Here is a 15,789-nt window from a genome sequence, read left to right as displayed (position 1 = left end):
ATATGTAAATCATATTAAAGTAATAACAAGCATAGTTGACAAGTCTTATTGATTATAAAAATGAAAAGTCGCAATTTTAAATTGCGACTTTTCTGCTATTAATTAATCCTTTTTAGGGATGATAAAAGGACTCACATATTACAACTGTATTTCAAGCTGTATTATTGTTTATTAGGTGTTAATTCAAAAACTTCTTGAGTTGTTAACTCCTCTTTAACTGTAGGTTTCCATATTTTCATTTTTAATTTAGTTACTAAATAAAATAATATAGGGACTACAATTAAGGTTAAGAATGTTGCTATAAAAAGACCGTAAATAACAGTCCAAGCAAGAGGTCCCCAGAAAATTACATTATCTCCTCCCATATAAATATGTGGATTAAACTCACTAAACAAAGTAAAGAAGTTAATATTTAAACCCGTTGCTAATGGAATTAATCCTAAAATAGTAGTAATTGCTGTTAGTAGTACAGGACGTAAACGAGCTTTTCCTCCTTTTACTATAGCCTCAATTAAGTCGTTAGTTTGTAAATATTCTTTATCATCTAAATCTTGTTTAACCTTTTTTCTATCTATTAAAAGTTGTGTGTAATCTAAAAGTACTACACCATTGTTTACCACAATTCCAGCAAGTGAAATAATGCCCATCATAGTCATCATGATAACAAATGAGCTACCAGTTGCAACAATACCACCAAATACACCTATTAAACTTAAGAAGATAGCAAGCATGATAATTCCTGGTTTCGAAACCGAATTAAATTGGAATATTAAAATAAAGAAGATTAAGCCTAAACCTGTAAAGAATGCTCCCATTAAAAATGCCATTTGTTTATTTTGCTCTTCTATTTGTCCTGTGTAATCTATTTCTACGCTGTTAGGTTTTTCGGTAAAACTTTGCATTTCATTTTGAATTTGAGATACAATAGCACCAGCATCTGTAAAACCTGGAGCTAATGCAGAATATAAGGTTACAACACGTTTTACATCTTTATGTTTTATAGCACTAAAACCAGAGTTGTTGTTTTGTTTTGCAATTGTCGAAACTGGTACTTCTTTTATTTGTCCAGAAGCCATATCTCTAAAAGTAATTTTCTGATTGAAAATTGCGCTGGTATTATATCTGTTTTCTTCATTAAAGCGAACATAAATATCATAATCTTCTCCATCTTCTTTATAAATGCCTGCTTTAGCTCCAAAAATAGCATTACGCAATTGTTGTCCAACTTGACCTGAAGTTACACCAAGTTCACCAGCTTTTTTTCTGTCTACAATAACTTGCATTGATGGTTTAGATTTGTTTACATCAATTTTCAATTCGTCAATCCCTTGAATGTTTTTAGAGTTGACAAAATCTCGCATTTTTTCAGCAGTAGCAATTAATTCAGAATAATCATCGCCCTCTAATTCTACGTTAATAGGGTATCCAGCAGGTGGTCCTACGGCATCTTTTTCAACAGATATGGCAACACCAGGGTAGATGTCTTTTAAATTTTCTTGTACCTTTTTAAGAAGTACATTGCTATCTGCTCCATCTCTAAATTTATACTCACGCATAGTCGCTGTAATCTTTCCGCGATGTGGCATTTCTGCTGCAGAACCTCCATCTGTTTGGGGGTTTCCTGCACCTTCTCCTACTTGAGATACGGCACTTTCTGTTAAGAAATTAAAATCACCATGTATGTATGCTTGGTCATTAATAATTTTGTAAACACGTTGCTCTATGTCTTTTGTAATGATATTGGTTTTTTTTATATCTGTCCCTTCAGGATATTCTATATAAACAATAATTTGGTTAGGTGTATTGTCTGGAAAGAATTCTACTTTGGTACGTTGACTTCCTACAGAAGCTCCAAAACCCATAAAAGCAACAAAAAGTAAAATAACTGTTCCTACAGTAATTAATATCGGTTTTTTACCGCCTAATGCAGCACGTAGCATTTTTTCATAAAAACGTTCCCATTTTGGTAGGATTTTGTTTTGAAATCCGTTTGCCCAACCTCTTAGGAATAGTCGATACATCCAAAGTAAAATAACAGTTACTATCATTAAGGTTCCTAAACCTCTATAGGCTCCTCCCGCGATTAAAATAAGTAAACCTATACTTCCAACGATTGCAGAAATTTTAATAATCTGTTTAAGTGGCATATCCTTATCTTCAGTAGTCATAAACTGAGATACCATAACGGAATTAAAGAATATAGCAACGAATAATGATGAGCCTAAAACGACAGATAATGTAATTGGAAAATATATCATGAATTGTCCCATAACTCCTGGCCATAATCCTAAAGGAATAAATGCTGCTACTGTTGTTGCTGTGGAAATAATAATAGGAAACGCAATTTCACCAATCCCTTTTTTGGCAGCTTCTATTCTGTTCATACCTTCCTCGGACATTAAACGATATACGTTTTCTACCACTACAATACCATTATCTACTAACATACCAAGTCCCATAATTAAACCAAACAGAATCATAGTATTCATGGTATATCCTAGGTAATCTAATATCATTAATGACATGAACATGGACATTGGGATAGCAAAACCAACAAATAAGGCGTTTTTAAATCCTAAAAAGAACATTAAAACGGTAACAACTAAAATAATACCGAATATAATATTGTTCACTAAATCGTCTACTTGACCAATGGTTTTAGAGGATTGGTCGTTAGCAACAGTAACTTTTAAATCTGGAGGAAATACATTTTCAATAGCATTTTTAACTATAATATCAATTTGTTCTGCAGCAGCTACCATGTTTTTACCAGCACGTTTCTTAACATCTAGCATAACAACAGGATGCCCAAACTCTCTAGCGTATGTTGTTTTGTCTTCATCTTTAAATGTTACTTTGGCAACGTCTTTTAAATAGATAGGGTTGTTGTGCTCAGATTTTACAACAAAGCTTTCAAGTTCTTTTGGGTCTTCGATTTCACCTAGTATTCTTATAGTACGTCGTTGTCCACTTGTAATTAAATTACCAGCAGCCATAGTCATGTTTTCTCTGCTAATAGTATTTATAATATCATCAAAACTTACTTGAGCTGCCATCATTTTATAGATGTCTACAGCGACTTCTACTTCTTTATCTTGAGCACCACGAATATCTACTTGTTTAATTTCTTGCAAACTCTCTATTTCATCTTCAAGATATTCACCATATTCTTTAAGTTTATCTACTGGGTAATCACCAGAAATATTAATATTAAGAATTGGTATTTCTTCAGACATGCTTAAATCGAACACATTTGGCTCTACTTTGGCACCATTAAAGGTTGGCCAATCTTCACTAGAAGTTTCAGAATCTACCTCGTCTTTTACTTTTTGTTTTGCAGCTTCTACAGTAATACTTTCATCAAATTCTACAATAACAATGGAGTAATCTTCTTGAGAGGTTGAGGTTATCTCAACCACATTACTAACTGTTTTTAGTTTATCTTCAATGGGATCTGTGATAAGTTTTTCGATATCCTCGGCAGTATTTCCTGGGTATACAGAACTTATATAAATTTTGGTTTCTTTAATTTCTGGAAAATTTTCTCTAGGCATACTAAAATAAGCGCCTGTACCAAGAAATAATATCAACGTAATCAACACATACATGGTTGTTTTATTGTTGATAGCCCAAGAGGATAATCCAAATTCTTTATTTACTTTTTTCTTCTTTTTATCTTTAGTCATGATTGATTATTTTTTTGTCGCCCTGAATAGTCAAAGGACCTTTTTTGTTATACAACTCAATTGTTATAAAATAGAGTTAGTTCTGCTTGAGCAGAAATGACAAGTTTATTCTACAACAAGGATTTTAACCTCTTGACCATCTTTTACACTACGAGCACCTTCATCAATAATCTCTATTCCGTTTTTAAGACCAGATAATATTTCTATATAATCTCCTTGTGTTTTTCCTGTTTCTATGATAACACGTTTTACTGTAGCTTTGTTTTCTACCTTATTTGTTATAGTGTAAACATATTGTTGATTTTCAGCATTCTCGGAAATAATACTTTGTGGTATTAAAATGGCTTTATCGTTTGTGTAATCGTTAATTTTAAGTTTAGCTGTAAGATTAGGTTTTATAGATCTGTCTTTATTAGGAATCTCTACTTCAACTCGAAAGGATCTGTTAGCTGGGTTAATAAAATTTCCAGCTTGACGTATTTTTGCATCTAATTGTTTTCCTAGAATAGGGAAATCTACTTTAACTTCTTTGCCTTTAACAATAGTTGAAATGTAACGTTCTGGAACCTCAGTTTCAATGTACATTTTGTTAAGATTTACTATTCTAAATAACTGTGATTGTCCTGGTGCTACAACACTACCTTGTTCACTAATAACGTCGTCTATAGTACCAGAAAAAGGTGCACGAACAACTGTTTTTCCAACTTGTTGTTGTAATTGACTAACGGCTTGTTGTTGTGCTTCGTAACTAGATTTTGCTTGTAAATATTGGATTTCGCTACCTATTTTTTGATTCCAAAGACGTTCTTGACGCTCGAATGTTGTTTTTGCTAAATCTGCTTGAATCTTTAATTGTGTTACTTGTTGACTTAAACCACCATCATCAATTTTTGCTAAAATTTGCCCTTTGCTTACTTTTTGTCCTTCTTTAACGTATACTCGAGTTAAAACTCCAGAAAATTCAGGGAAAATTACCAAATTCTGTTTTGTACTTACATTACCTTGCAATTCAACAAAGTGTGTGAATACATCTTCTTTAGCCTTAAAAGTAGTTATTAATGGTATTTTTTCTTGAGGGTCTAAAACCTTTATTGTTGCTTCCAATTGTTTTAATTGTGCAGAAATTTCTTGAGCAGAAGCATCTAACTCAGATTTCTTTTTTCTAATAAGTTCTAAGTTGTCTGTTGCAATAATATCTTCAACAGTTTTTTTCTTATCGGCGCCACATGATGTTAATAGAGCTGTTGCCAGTAGAAGTGAATATATATTTTTCATTGTCATTGATTTTGTGTGTTGATTATCTATTGATTGGTTTTGTTTAATACCGTTTCTAATTCAGCTTTTTTATTGATAACATCAAGCATGGCTTGTAAGAATTCTTGTTGAGAACTGTATAGTTGTGTTTGAGCTTGTCTCAATTCAAAGCTTGAAGCAATACCTTCAAAAAATTTGGTTTGATTCTTTTTTTCAATACGTTCTGCAAGATTTAAGTTTTGCTTTTTATTTTCATAATCTTCAATAGCAAATTGATAATCACTTTTTGCTGACGCGATTTGAAGCTTTAATTTCTGTTCGGTTTCGGTAAGATTTTCTTTTGCTTTTTCAAAATTTATTTTAGCACGTTGTGTCGCGGCACTTCTTCCTCCAGAACTAAAAATTGGAATATTCATTGAAACACCTAATAGAGATGAGCCAAACCATTTTTGTTCTTTTTTAAGAAAATCGAAGTCGTTAGCATTTCCAGCGTAAGCGCCATTAATGAACCCACGTAGAGAAGGTAAAGCTTTGCTTTTTTCTAGTTTTAAAAGAAGCTTTTTAGCTGTTTTATCATTTTCTGCAATTTTATAATCAATGCTATTTTCAACTTTTTCTTCAGAATTAAGGAGTGTTAAAACAATATTCTGTGTAGTTAAACTTTCTAAATTGTCTGTTAGTATGGTTTTAGAATTTATGTCGGTACCTAAAGTGATGTTTAGCATTTGGTAAGCTAAAGTTTTTAAGCGTGATGTATTGCTTAAATTACTTTTTACTGCAGATAATGTGATTTGTAGTTGCTCAACACTTTCTTCGTCTCCTAAACCGTTTTCATAGATTTTAGAGGTTTCATTTAGGTTTTTTTCTAAAACATTAATATTACGTTCTAGTATTTCTATACTTTCCTCGGCCAATAAAACATTTCCGTAAGCATTGATAACTGCTTTTCTTACTTCAAGATCTGTTTTCTTTTTGGCATTTTTTGAGATTTCTAAAAAGACTTTGGCAGATTGTAAACCAACTAAATAAGAGCCATCAAAAATTAATTGCTCTAACGTTACTGTACCGCTCATCGTTTGTTTAGTGCCAAAAGCAACTTCTGAAAACTCACCTGGATTACCTCCAAAAAATTCTGCAGGAATTAAAGAAACTTGTTGCTTCAGCCAATTATTATAATCAATTTTTCCATTAATTTGAGGTAAACCTATAGTGGTGGTTTCCCATTTTTGCTTTTCTGCAGCTTTAATGTCTAGAGCAGCATTTTTAGCAGTTCTATTATTTACTAATGCAAAATCTATAGCTTCTTGCAATGTGAAGCTTTTATTGTTTTCTTGTGAAAACATAGAGATTGAGGCTAGTAAACAAAAAAATAAAATTAGTTTGTTCTTCATTTTTATGATTGATTTGATGTTATAAATTTATTTAGAATTTCTAGACCTTTATCTGTAACAATAGCTCTTAAGTGATATTCTAAGTAGCTTTCCATTAAATATTCCATGCTGTAAATTTCTTTAGGAAAAATAGAGGGATCTTTTATTCCTGTCATACCATTAAAGTACATTCTAGAAATAAAGTCAACATTTATGTTTGGTCTAAATAGTTTTGTGTCTACTCCGTTTTGAAGACTTTCCTTTACGGAAACATGCATTTTTTCAAATTGTTTAAGTTTTAGGGCATCATATATTTGAGGATAATATTTTTTAAGTTGAAATTGAGGCGATGATCTTTCATTTTTTAAATGTTGCATCACAAACATTTTTACATCATATAATTCTTCAATAGGATTGTTAGAACTATCGCAAATATCATCTATACCATCGCAAATGGTTTCAAAAAGCTCAAAGGTAACAGTTTCAACCAGTTTTGTTTTATTAGCAAAATGGACATAAATGGTTTTTTTAGATATACCCATTTCTTGGGCAATATCGTCCATTGTGACACTTTTAAAACCTAGTGTTAAAAATAATTCTGCTGCTTTTGGTATAATTTTATCTCTCATAATAAGACGCAAAGCTACGAAGGAAACTTTAAAAACAAAAAAAGTTTCCTTCGTTTTATGGTTTTTTAACATTTAATTGAGATTCAAACTTTTTAATGTTACTTATTACTTTATTTTTGCTTAATGCTTACAATAGAAAAATATCAAGAAAAATTTATAGCGTTTTTAGAAACGTATTCAACTGTAAAAGAACCAAGAAATCTCTATGAGCCTATAGAATACATTTTAGGATTAGGGGGGAAAAGATTGCGTCCTGTTTTAACATTAATGACTGCCGAAATATTTAATTGTGATTATAAAGAGGCATTGAACGCTGCATTAAGTATAGAGGTGTTTCATAATTTCTCATTGGTTCATGACGATATTATGGACGATGCTCCTTTGCGTCGAGGTGAAAAAACAGTGCATGAAAAATGGGATATTAATAGAGGGATCCTTTCGGGTGATGCTATGTTGATTATGGCATATCAGTTATTTGAAAATTACGAAGCAGATGTTTTTCAAGATTTAGCAAAACTATTTAGCAAAACAGCTTTAGAGGTTTGTGAGGGACAACAATATGATGTTGATTTTGAGACGAGAAATGATGTTACAATTCCTGAATATTTAAAAATGATTGAATATAAAACTGCTGTTTTGGTTGGAGCTGCTATGAATATGGGAGCTATTATTGCTAAAGCACCAAAAGAAGACCAGCATAGTATTTATGAGTTTGGTAAAAACTTAGGTATTGCTTTTCAATTACAAGATGATTATTTAGATGCATTTGGTGATCCTAAGACTTTTGGAAAACAAGTAGGAGGAGATATTATAGAGAATAAAAAAACGTATTTGTATTTAAAAGCTTTAGAGTTTTCAAAGGAATTGGATAAAACTAAATTACAAGATTTATTTTCTACAAATCCAGAAGATCCAACTCATAAAATTGATTTAGCTAAACAGATTTTTATATCATCTGGTTCTGCTGAAGCAACTAAAAAAGCGATTAAAGAGTATACAGATAGAGCTTTTAGTGTGCTCGAATTTTTGGATGTTGAAGAGGATGAAAAAGAGTTATTAAAAACTTTTGGAGGTAGTTTAATAAATAGAAAAGTATAATGCAAGCACCAGTAAATTTTGAAGGCTTAATTAAAGAAGCTAATCAATTAGATTTGTATAAGAAATTGGTGATTCAGCTTAATAAAGATTTTCTTTTAGCAAATATTGATTTAGACTTTCATGAAGAGGTTCTGCCTTCAAGCTTAAAGCTTATACTTCATGATACAGTTTATAAATTAATTCAAGAAAAATTTACTGAATACTTAAACTTGTTATATATAATTGATGTGCCAGAAAATCAAGTAAAAGCTTTAGATGGAAATGATATCCTTAAATTGGCAGAGGATGTGTCTTTTTTAATATTAAAGAGAGAGTGGCAAAAGGTATGGTTTCGTCATAATTATTGATTTAAATATAATTATGAAATCCAAAAAAGCTCCCTACAAGGTTTTTTAATCTCGTAGGGAGTTTTTTGGGTAAAAATTTATATAAAGTTCTTTTCTAATTCTATTGCTTTAGGGTGTAAAATATTGTTTTCTAGGTGAATGTGTTCGTGTAGGTCTTGTTCAAACTCATCTAGTTTTGCGTACAATGCCTTAAAAGTATTACATGCGCCTTCTGGAGGGATGTAGTTGTTTGTGAGTTTAGCTATAACTTTAAAAATATCACCAGCAGTTTCGTGTTCAGATTCCATCATTTGTATAGGAGTGCTTATAGTGCCAAATGGAGGAGGCGAAGACAATGTAACACCTTTTTCTGTCTGTAATAACTTTTTAATATAAGGAAATAAAATGAGTTCTTCTTTCTTCATATGTGCTGTTAATTCGTTAGCAACTTCGGTAAAAAGTTTGTTGATTTTAACGACTTCTGTGTAGTGGTGTCCATGTACTTGAGCAACTCTGTTTGAATATTGAAGAATTAAAGGAATAGATTCTTTTACATAAATGTGGTGTACATTAATAATATGGTCAATTAAGAAACTAAGGTTCCAAGTATTGTAAGCGTAATTTTTTGGAGCTTCATCAACTTGTAGTAGCTCGTCTTTTAGAGCCGAATAGTCAAGTTGTTTTTTTTCACAGGCTTTTTTTATAGTTATGCCTCCACCGCAACAAAAATCGATACCGTATTTTTTAAAAACATGAGCCGTTTTAATGTTTTCTGCAACTGTTTCTGCGACTGTTTTATTTTCTAGGATATTCATATATTCTGGTTAAAGTCAAAAAAGATAATTATGTCTTTTTTAATGTCAATTCAAAATTATTGATTCAAATAAGTTTAAAAGATGATATTTGTTAGTTTTTGAATTATTTAAAAAATGTAATAAATTATTTAAGTGTTCTAAAATATTCTAATATGTTTCTAGCATCATCTATAGATAGGCTTTGATTGGGCATTGGTGAGCCGTTAAATTCTATGAGTAGCGCTTTTGCTAATGGGTCTTTTTGTGTCATTTCACTAGGGTTTAAAATCATATTCATTATCCATTCTGGGGATCTCCGTTGTAATATGTTTTGTGGAGATGGTCCAATAAATTTTTTATTAGACTTATGGCAAGCAGTACACATTCTTTTAAATACATTTGCGCCATGTGTTACCATAGTTTGGTTTATTTTGCTGGATAATTTTAATGAAGTAATTGGACCAATGCCTTTGTTGTTAAGGTCTATTTTTTTTGATGCAGATATGGATGCGTTTTTTTTTATTATTTGTTCTGTTTTTTGTAATGAATTCTCGTATGAAAAACCTTTCTTGTTTTTTTCCTTTTTGTCAGAACAATTAAAAAAGAATAATGTTATGAATACGATTAAGTATTTTAATATAGTTTTCATATTAGTTTATTTTAATAAAGCAAAACTATAGCGCAAAAAAGGAAGAAAAGTTGATAAAAATCATGTTCAAAATAAACCTCCTTAATTTTTGATGTTAAATAAAAAACTGGGCTAAAAATAAAACCTAACAAAAGGAGCCCAAGGATCTGAGTAAATACTTTTATCTTCATCATATAAAAGGTCGTACCTAATACCGAAAATTATGTTTCCACTTCTATATCCAGCACCAATAAATAAGGCTGGTAACCAGTAATTGTCATCAGGGATATTTATATTAACATCATATCTTCTATTTATATTGAGTTCTTCAAATTCAGCAGAAATTTGTAATTCATTAATAACATTATATAATCCAATTAGGCTTGCTCCTAAAATGGTAGATTTATAAACTTTTTTTTGATTATTAAAAGTAGCACTAAGACCTAGACCAAGAGCAAAATTTTTATCAAATTCATAAACAGCATTTGGAGCTAATGTTGCGCTAAAAAAATGATTACCAAAATTCAATCCCAACCCACCGCCATACCTGACATGATTCCAGAAATCGCTTTTCATTTCTTGCGCTTGCATAAATTGAAAAAAAGATATGATGACTATTAAAAAAATGGTAACTTTTTTATTAAATGAAAGGAATGTTATCATGAAAATTAGAAATCATTAAAAAATTAACAGGTAAAAATATATATTCGTTAAAAGTATATTATGGGTTTATAAATATAGTTAAAGAAACATCTAATTTTAGTAAAAGTTGTATTTTTGAAGAATATTTTGATTAAACTACACGGTATTAATAGCACCAATGGACAAATTTTCATTTTTAAACGCAGCACACACAGCATATTTTGCTGATTTATACGATCAATATTTACAGAATCCAGATGGGGTAGAGCCAAGTTGGAGAGCCTTTTTTCAAGGTTATGATTTTGGTAGTGAGAATTACGGATTAGACGGAGAAATTATTGAAGGTGCCTCTGCTCAAATACCAGAACATGTTCAAAAAGAATTTCATGTTGTTAAACTTATTGACGGGTATAGAATACGAGGACACTTGTTTACCAAAACAAATCCTGTTAGAGAAAGAAGAAGTTATTCCCCAACTTTAGATTTACAAAGTTTTGACCTTTCTGAAAGTGATTTAGATACAGTTTTTAATGCAGGGGAAATTCTAGGAATAGGAGCAAAAACTTTACGCCAAATAATCAATCATTTAGAAAATATTTACTGTAGTTCTATAGGTTTAGAGTATATGTACTTAAGAAACCCAGAGGTTATTAAGTGGTGGCAAGAAAAATTAAATGTTAATGATAATCAGCCAAATTATTCAGCTGAAACAAAAAAATATATTCTTTCAAAATTAAATCAGGCTGTTACGTTTGAGAACTTTTTGCAAACGAAATATGTTGGTCAAAAACGTTTTTCATTAGAAGGTGGGGAGTCTTTAATACCAGCTATTAGTAATGTGCTTTTTTATGCTGTAGAAAAATATGGTGTTAAAGAGTGTGTATTAGGAATGGCTCACCGTGGTCGTTTAAGTACACTTGTTAATATTTTTAGAAAGCCAGTAAATGAGCTTTTTAGTGAGTTTGATGGTAAAGATTTTGAAGATGAAGATATTGATGGAGATGTAAAATATCATTTAGGATTAACTCTAGATAAGACTTACCAAAATGGTAAGAATATAAAAATGAATTTGGTGCCTAATCCATCTCATTTAGAAACTGTCGCTCCTGTTGCAGAGGGTATTACACGTGCTAAGATTGATAATGATTATGGTGGTGATGATTCGAAAATTATACCAATTATAGTGCATGGAGATGCTGCAATTGCTGGGCAAGGTGTTGTTTATGAAGTTGCACAGATGAGCCAATTAAATGGATATAAAACAGGAGGAACGATTCATATTGTTGTAAATAACCAAATAGGGTTTACAACCAATTATTTAGATGCACGATCAAGTACATATTGTACAGATGTAGCAAAAGTAACGTTGTCTCCAGTACTTCACGTTAATGCCGATGATGCAGAAGCTGTTGTTCATGCTGTAGAAATGGCATTAGAATACAGAATGCGCTATAAAAAAGATGTTTATATTGATTTATTAGGATATAGAAAGTATGGACATAATGAGGGAGATGAACCTAGGTTTACACAGCCAAAATTATATAAAAAAATATCAAAACACGCTAATCCGTTTAAAATATACTCAGATAAATTAATAGCAGAGAATACTATTGATAAAGCATATGTAGATGGAATTGTTGGTGATTTCAAGGCTACTTTAGAGAGAGAATATGAAAAATCTAAGGGAGCAGAATCATCAAAAGTTAGAGAATTTATGCAAGAACGTTGGACAGCATTCGAGCGTAAAGGAATAGAAGGAATACTTAAAACTGAAGACACGACTTATCCTAAAGATAAGTTAGAAAATATATCTAAAGTAATTTCTACAGTTCCAGAAGGTGTTAAGTTTTTACGTAAAGCTGAAAGGATTTTAAGTGGTCGTTTTAAAATGGTTTTTGAAACCGATACATTAGATTGGGGAATGGCAGAAACATTAGCTTATGGTAGTTTGTTGGAAGAAGGGTTTAATGTGCGTATTTCAGGTCAAGATGTTGAGCGTGGTACATTTAGCCACAGACATGCGATTTTACGAGACGAAATATCAGAAGAACGTATCAACCTTTTAAATACCAATCCAGAAAATAAAGGTGAAATGTATATTTACAATTCATTTTTATCTGAATATGGTGTATTAGGGTTTGATTATGGATATGCTATGGCTAATCCAAACACATTGACCATTTGGGAAGCACAATTTGGTGATTTTAGTAATGGTGCTCAAATTATTTTTGATCAATACTTATCTGCAGCTGAAGATAAATGGAAATCTCAAAATGGTATTGTTGTGTTATTACCTCATGGATATGAAGGTCAAGGATCTGAGCATTCATCGGCAAGAATAGAACGTTATTTACAGTTATGTGGTAATGATAATATGATTGTTGCAGACTGTACAACACCAGCTAGTATCTTCCACTTATTGCGTCGTCAAATGAAACGTGATTTCAGAAAACCTTTAATTGTATTTACACCAAAAAGTTTATTACGTCATCCTAAAGCGGTGTCGTCAATGAGTGAATTAGCTAAAGGTGAATTTCAAGAAGTTATAGATGATACTATTAATCCAGAAAAGGTTAAAGAAATAGTATTCTGTACAGGTAAATTCTATTATGATTTATTGGCTGAAAGAGAAATACTAAATAGAGAAGATATAGCTTTAATAAGAATAGAGCAATTATTTCCATTACATTTAGAGAAAATACAAGCAATTATTGATCGTTATCCAAATGTTAAAACATATGCTTGGGCACAAGAAGAGCCTAAGAATATGGGAGCTTGGAGTCATATAGTACAACGCTTAGATTTGGTTAAGTTAGATGTATATTCAAGGCCTTATAGTTCTGTGCCAGCACCAGGATCAAGTACAAGAGATAAAAGAAGACAGAAAAGTGTTATTGATGCAGTTTTCAATATTGATTAATTCAATACCTAAATTAGAAATTAAGATACAATTAAAATTATAAGCAATGATTTTAGAAATGAAAGTACCTTCGCCAGGGGAGTCTATTACTGAAGTAGAAATAGCAACATGGTTAGTAGAAGATGGAGATTATGTTGAAAAAGACCAAGCTATTGCTGAGGTTGATAGTGACAAAGCAACTCTTGAATTACCTGCAGAAGTTAGTGGAGTAATTACACTAAAAGCAGAAGAAGGTGACGCCGTTGCTGTTGGAGCAGTAGTATGTTTAATTGACACTAGTGTAGCAAAACCAGAAGGTGGTGATGCAGCAAAACCAGAAAAGAAAGAAGAAGCCCCAAAAGCAGAGGAGCCTAAAGCTCCTGTAGCCGAAGCCAAAACATATGTAACAGGATCTGCAAGTCCTGCAGCTAAAAAGATTTTAGCTGAAAAAGGAATGGATGCTAATTCAATTTCAGGAACAGGAAAAGCAGGTAGAGTTACTAAAGAAGATGCTGTAAAAGCAGTACCATCTATGGGAACTCCAACTGGAGGAAACAGAGGAACTTCAAGAAGTAAAATGTCTATGCTACGTCGTAAAGTAGCAGAGCGTTTAGTAGAAGCTAAAAATACTACAGCTATGTTAACTACTTTCAATGAGGTTGATATGTCTCCTATTTTTGCATTACGCTCTGAATATAAGGAAACTTTCAAAGCAAAACATGGCGTTGGTTTAGGGTTTATGAGTTTCTTTACATTGGCAATAGTAAGAGCTTTAAAAATGTATCCAGCTGTTAATTCTATGATTGATGGTAAAGAAATGCTTTCTTATGATTTTTGCGATATAAGTATTGCTGTTTCTGGACCTAAAGGATTAATGGTACCAGTAATTAGAAATGCTGAGAATTTAAGTTTTAGAGGTGTGGAATCTGAAGTAAAACGTTTAGCACTTCGTGCAAGAGATGGACAAATTACTGTAGATGAAATGACTGGAGGAACCTTTACAATTACCAATGGAGGTGTGTTTGGAAGCATGTTATCTACTCCAATTATTAACCCTCCACAAAGTGGGATTTTAGGAATGCATAATATTGTAGAGCGACCAGTTGCTATAGATGGACAAGTGGTAATTCGACCTATAATGTATGTCGCTTTATCTTATGATCATAGAATTATTGATGGAAAGGAAAGTGTTGGATTTTTAGTAGCTGTAAAAGAAGCTTTAGAAAACCCTGTAGAGTTATTAATGAATAACGATATTAAGAAAGCTTTAGAACTGTAAATTCAAAATACAGACGATTTATAATAAAAAAAGGTGTTGTATAAATTTATACAACACCTTTTTTATTGAATTTTTTATAATTAATGAAAGAACATTATAATATTTATAGAAATAGTGACTATAACTAAAATAGCTAACCCAACTAAGCAACATTTACTAAGAATATTATTATTATTATTATTTTTCATTATTGATATTGACTTTTTAATAGCTTAAAAAACTCTGTGTCATAAACAACACAGAGTTTTAAAAAAATTCTCTCTCAAAAGAATTAATTAATAACTATGTAAAGATATATTTCACTCAGTAAAAAAAAAATAAGCACTTCTACGTATTTTGTAAGCAGGTATTTTTACTCAATATGCATCTTGAAATAAATAGGGACACTATATCTAACACTTACATTCATATCACGTTGTTTTCCTGGTTTCATTTTAGGTAATAAAGAAATTAACCTAACAGCTTCTTTTTCTAATATTTGATCAGGTCCTCTTTTTTGAATATTAGCAACCTCTCCTTTAGCATTAATATCAAACTGTACATATACTTTTCCTGTAATACTTAAATCTAATGCTTCTTGAGGATAATCAAAGTGCTTGCTAATATGTTCGGTTATTTTACGATTAAAACATGCTTTTTTATCCTTTTTAGCGAGTCCTTCGCAACCAGGAAATGTAGGAACATCATCAATAATAGCAAAAGGGACAACAACATATTCTCCTTCATCAACTTCACCAACCTCAATGTCTTCTACATTAATAACAGTATTACTAATCTCTGTAGTTTGATTTGATTCTGTACTTTCTATAAAAGTCTCTTCGATTTCAATTTCATTTTTTACCACCTGTATTTTTATTGGAGCACTTGGCGGTGGTGGAGGTATTTTATAACTTGTTTTAATAATAGGAATTTCCTCTTCCTCTTCTTCTATGTAATTTTTACTATGCATGGTTAATACTTCTTGTTCTTTATCAGAAATATATGTTCTGGATTCTAAAGCTCTCCAAGTAAGAAATAGCATTGTAGCTAACCCAATTGCAAAATAAAGACTACTATTTCTATTTAAATCTAGTTCTGGGTTTTTCTTGATTTCCATGATTGTGAATTTTAATATTATCTTAAAATTACGACTTACTTGTTTTTAATTAGATGACATCTATCAGTTTATGAAACTAATAACTCTA

Annotated in this window: 12 protein-coding genes; 4 read left to right on the top strand and 8 right to left on the bottom strand. The window is 31.3% G+C overall.

From position 1 onward, the window contains the following. Window positions 1–161 precede the first annotated feature (161 nt). From A8C32_RS01650 to A8C32_RS01635, 4 genes are all read right to left on the bottom strand, one after another. Window positions 162–3,686 (bottom strand): efflux RND transporter permease subunit, encoded by a 3,525-nt coding sequence (locus A8C32_RS01650; RefSeq protein ID WP_069828709.1) that lies wholly within the window; start codon window positions 3,684–3,686, stop codon window positions 162–164. Window positions 3,687–3,791: 105 nt separating this feature from the next. After that, window positions 3,792–4,961, bottom strand: coding sequence for an efflux RND transporter periplasmic adaptor subunit (locus A8C32_RS01645; RefSeq protein ID WP_069828708.1), 1,170 nt, complete (start codon window positions 4,959–4,961; stop codon window positions 3,792–3,794). A 26-nt stretch (window positions 4,962–4,987) separates the two neighbouring features. Then, window positions 4,988–6,331 carry a TolC family protein gene (locus A8C32_RS01640; protein WP_069828707.1) on the bottom strand — a complete coding sequence of 448 codons (1,344 nt, stop codon included), beginning with the start codon at window positions 6,329–6,331 and terminating at the stop codon, window positions 4,988–4,990. Between the two features lie 2 nt (window positions 6,332–6,333). Beyond that, window positions 6,334–6,939, bottom strand: coding sequence for a TetR/AcrR family transcriptional regulator (locus A8C32_RS01635; RefSeq protein ID WP_069829153.1), 606 nt, complete (start codon window positions 6,937–6,939; stop codon window positions 6,334–6,336). Between the two features lie 123 nt (window positions 6,940–7,062). Here A8C32_RS01635 and A8C32_RS01630 point away from each other — a divergent pair, with 123 nt between their 5' ends. Further along, complete coding sequence (locus tag A8C32_RS01630; protein ID WP_069828706.1) at window positions 7,063–8,037, top strand: polyprenyl synthetase family protein; 975 nt, start codon at window positions 7,063–7,065, stop codon at window positions 8,035–8,037. Beyond that, window positions 8,037–8,384: a hypothetical protein gene (locus A8C32_RS01625; protein WP_069828705.1), complete on the top strand. Its 348-nt coding sequence runs from the start codon at window positions 8,037–8,039 to the stop codon at window positions 8,382–8,384. Before A8C32_RS01630 ends, A8C32_RS01625 begins: the two co-directional genes overlap by 1 nt. A 77-nt stretch (window positions 8,385–8,461) precedes the next feature. Here A8C32_RS01625 and ric read toward each other — a convergent pair whose 3' ends face one another. The 3 genes from ric to A8C32_RS01610 form a co-directional block, all read right to left on the bottom strand. After that, window positions 8,462–9,178, bottom strand: coding sequence for an iron-sulfur cluster repair di-iron protein (gene ric, locus A8C32_RS01620; protein WP_069828704.1), 717 nt, complete (start codon window positions 9,176–9,178; stop codon window positions 8,462–8,464). A 124-nt stretch (window positions 9,179–9,302) separates the two neighbouring features. After that, on the bottom strand, window positions 9,303–9,806 hold the full coding sequence (locus A8C32_RS01615; protein WP_069828703.1) for a c-type cytochrome: 504 nt from the start codon (window positions 9,804–9,806) through the stop codon (window positions 9,303–9,305). A 111-nt stretch (window positions 9,807–9,917) separates the two neighbouring features. Then, window positions 9,918–10,361 (bottom strand): alpha-ketoglutarate decarboxylase, encoded by a 444-nt coding sequence (locus A8C32_RS01610; protein ID WP_240491668.1) that lies wholly within the window; start codon window positions 10,359–10,361, stop codon window positions 9,918–9,920. A gap of 244 nt (window positions 10,362–10,605) precedes the next feature. Here A8C32_RS01610 and A8C32_RS01605 point away from each other — a divergent pair, with 244 nt between their 5' ends. Then, complete coding sequence (locus A8C32_RS01605) at window positions 10,606–13,347, top strand: 2-oxoglutarate dehydrogenase E1 component (RefSeq protein ID WP_069828701.1); 2,742 nt, start codon at window positions 10,606–10,608, stop codon at window positions 13,345–13,347. Window positions 13,348–13,393: 46 nt separating this feature from the next. After that, window positions 13,394–14,605, top strand: a complete 1,212-nt coding sequence (gene odhB, locus A8C32_RS01600) for a 2-oxoglutarate dehydrogenase complex dihydrolipoyllysine-residue succinyltransferase (protein ID WP_069828700.1) — start codon at window positions 13,394–13,396, stop codon at window positions 14,603–14,605. 352 nt (window positions 14,606–14,957) lie between these two features. Here odhB and A8C32_RS01595 read toward each other — a convergent pair whose 3' ends face one another. Next, the gene (locus A8C32_RS01595) at window positions 14,958–15,701 is read right to left on the bottom strand and encodes an energy transducer TonB (RefSeq protein WP_069828699.1); all 744 of its coding nucleotides are present in this window, start codon (window positions 15,699–15,701) and stop codon (window positions 14,958–14,960) included. Between the last annotated feature and the right edge of the window lie 88 nt (window positions 15,702–15,789).

Source organism: Flavivirga aquatica (assembly GCF_001747085.1).
Classification (GTDB): Bacteria; Bacteroidota; Bacteroidia; order Flavobacteriales; family Flavobacteriaceae; genus Algibacter_C; species Algibacter_C aquatica.
This window is presented reverse-complemented; position numbering and strand designations above follow the sequence as displayed.

What these genes read in the sequence shown, in the direction of transcription:
- A8C32_RS01650 (WP_069828709.1), bottom strand. Translation starts at nt 3,686, where the DNA reads ATGACTAAAGATAAAAAGAAGAAAAAAGTAAATAAAGAATTTGGATTA.
- A8C32_RS01645 (WP_069828708.1), bottom strand. Translation starts at nt 4,961, where the DNA reads ATGAAAAATATATATTCACTTCTACTGGCAACAGCTCTATTAACATCA.
- A8C32_RS01640 (WP_069828707.1), bottom strand. Translation starts at nt 6,331, where the DNA reads ATGAAGAACAAACTAATTTTATTTTTTTGTTTACTAGCCTCAATCTCT.
- A8C32_RS01635 (WP_069829153.1), bottom strand. Translation starts at nt 6,939, where the DNA reads ATGAGAGATAAAATTATACCAAAAGCAGCAGAATTATTTTTAACACTA.
- A8C32_RS01630 (WP_069828706.1), top strand. Translation starts at nt 7,063, where the DNA reads ATGCTTACAATAGAAAAATATCAAGAAAAATTTATAGCGTTTTTAGAA.
- A8C32_RS01625 (WP_069828705.1), top strand. Translation starts at nt 8,037, where the DNA reads ATGCAAGCACCAGTAAATTTTGAAGGCTTAATTAAAGAAGCTAATCAA.
- ric (WP_069828704.1), bottom strand. Translation starts at nt 9,178, where the DNA reads ATGAATATCCTAGAAAATAAAACAGTCGCAGAAACAGTTGCAGAAAAC.
- A8C32_RS01615 (WP_069828703.1), bottom strand. Translation starts at nt 9,806, where the DNA reads ATGAAAACTATATTAAAATACTTAATCGTATTCATAACATTATTCTTT.
- A8C32_RS01610 (WP_240491668.1), bottom strand. Translation starts at nt 10,361, where the DNA reads ATGAAAAGCGATTTCTGGAATCATGTCAGGTATGGCGGTGGGTTGGGA.
- A8C32_RS01605 (WP_069828701.1), top strand. Translation starts at nt 10,606, where the DNA reads ATGGACAAATTTTCATTTTTAAACGCAGCACACACAGCATATTTTGCT.
- odhB (WP_069828700.1), top strand. Translation starts at nt 13,394, where the DNA reads ATGATTTTAGAAATGAAAGTACCTTCGCCAGGGGAGTCTATTACTGAA.
- A8C32_RS01595 (WP_069828699.1), bottom strand. Translation starts at nt 15,701, where the DNA reads ATGGAAATCAAGAAAAACCCAGAACTAGATTTAAATAGAAATAGTAGT.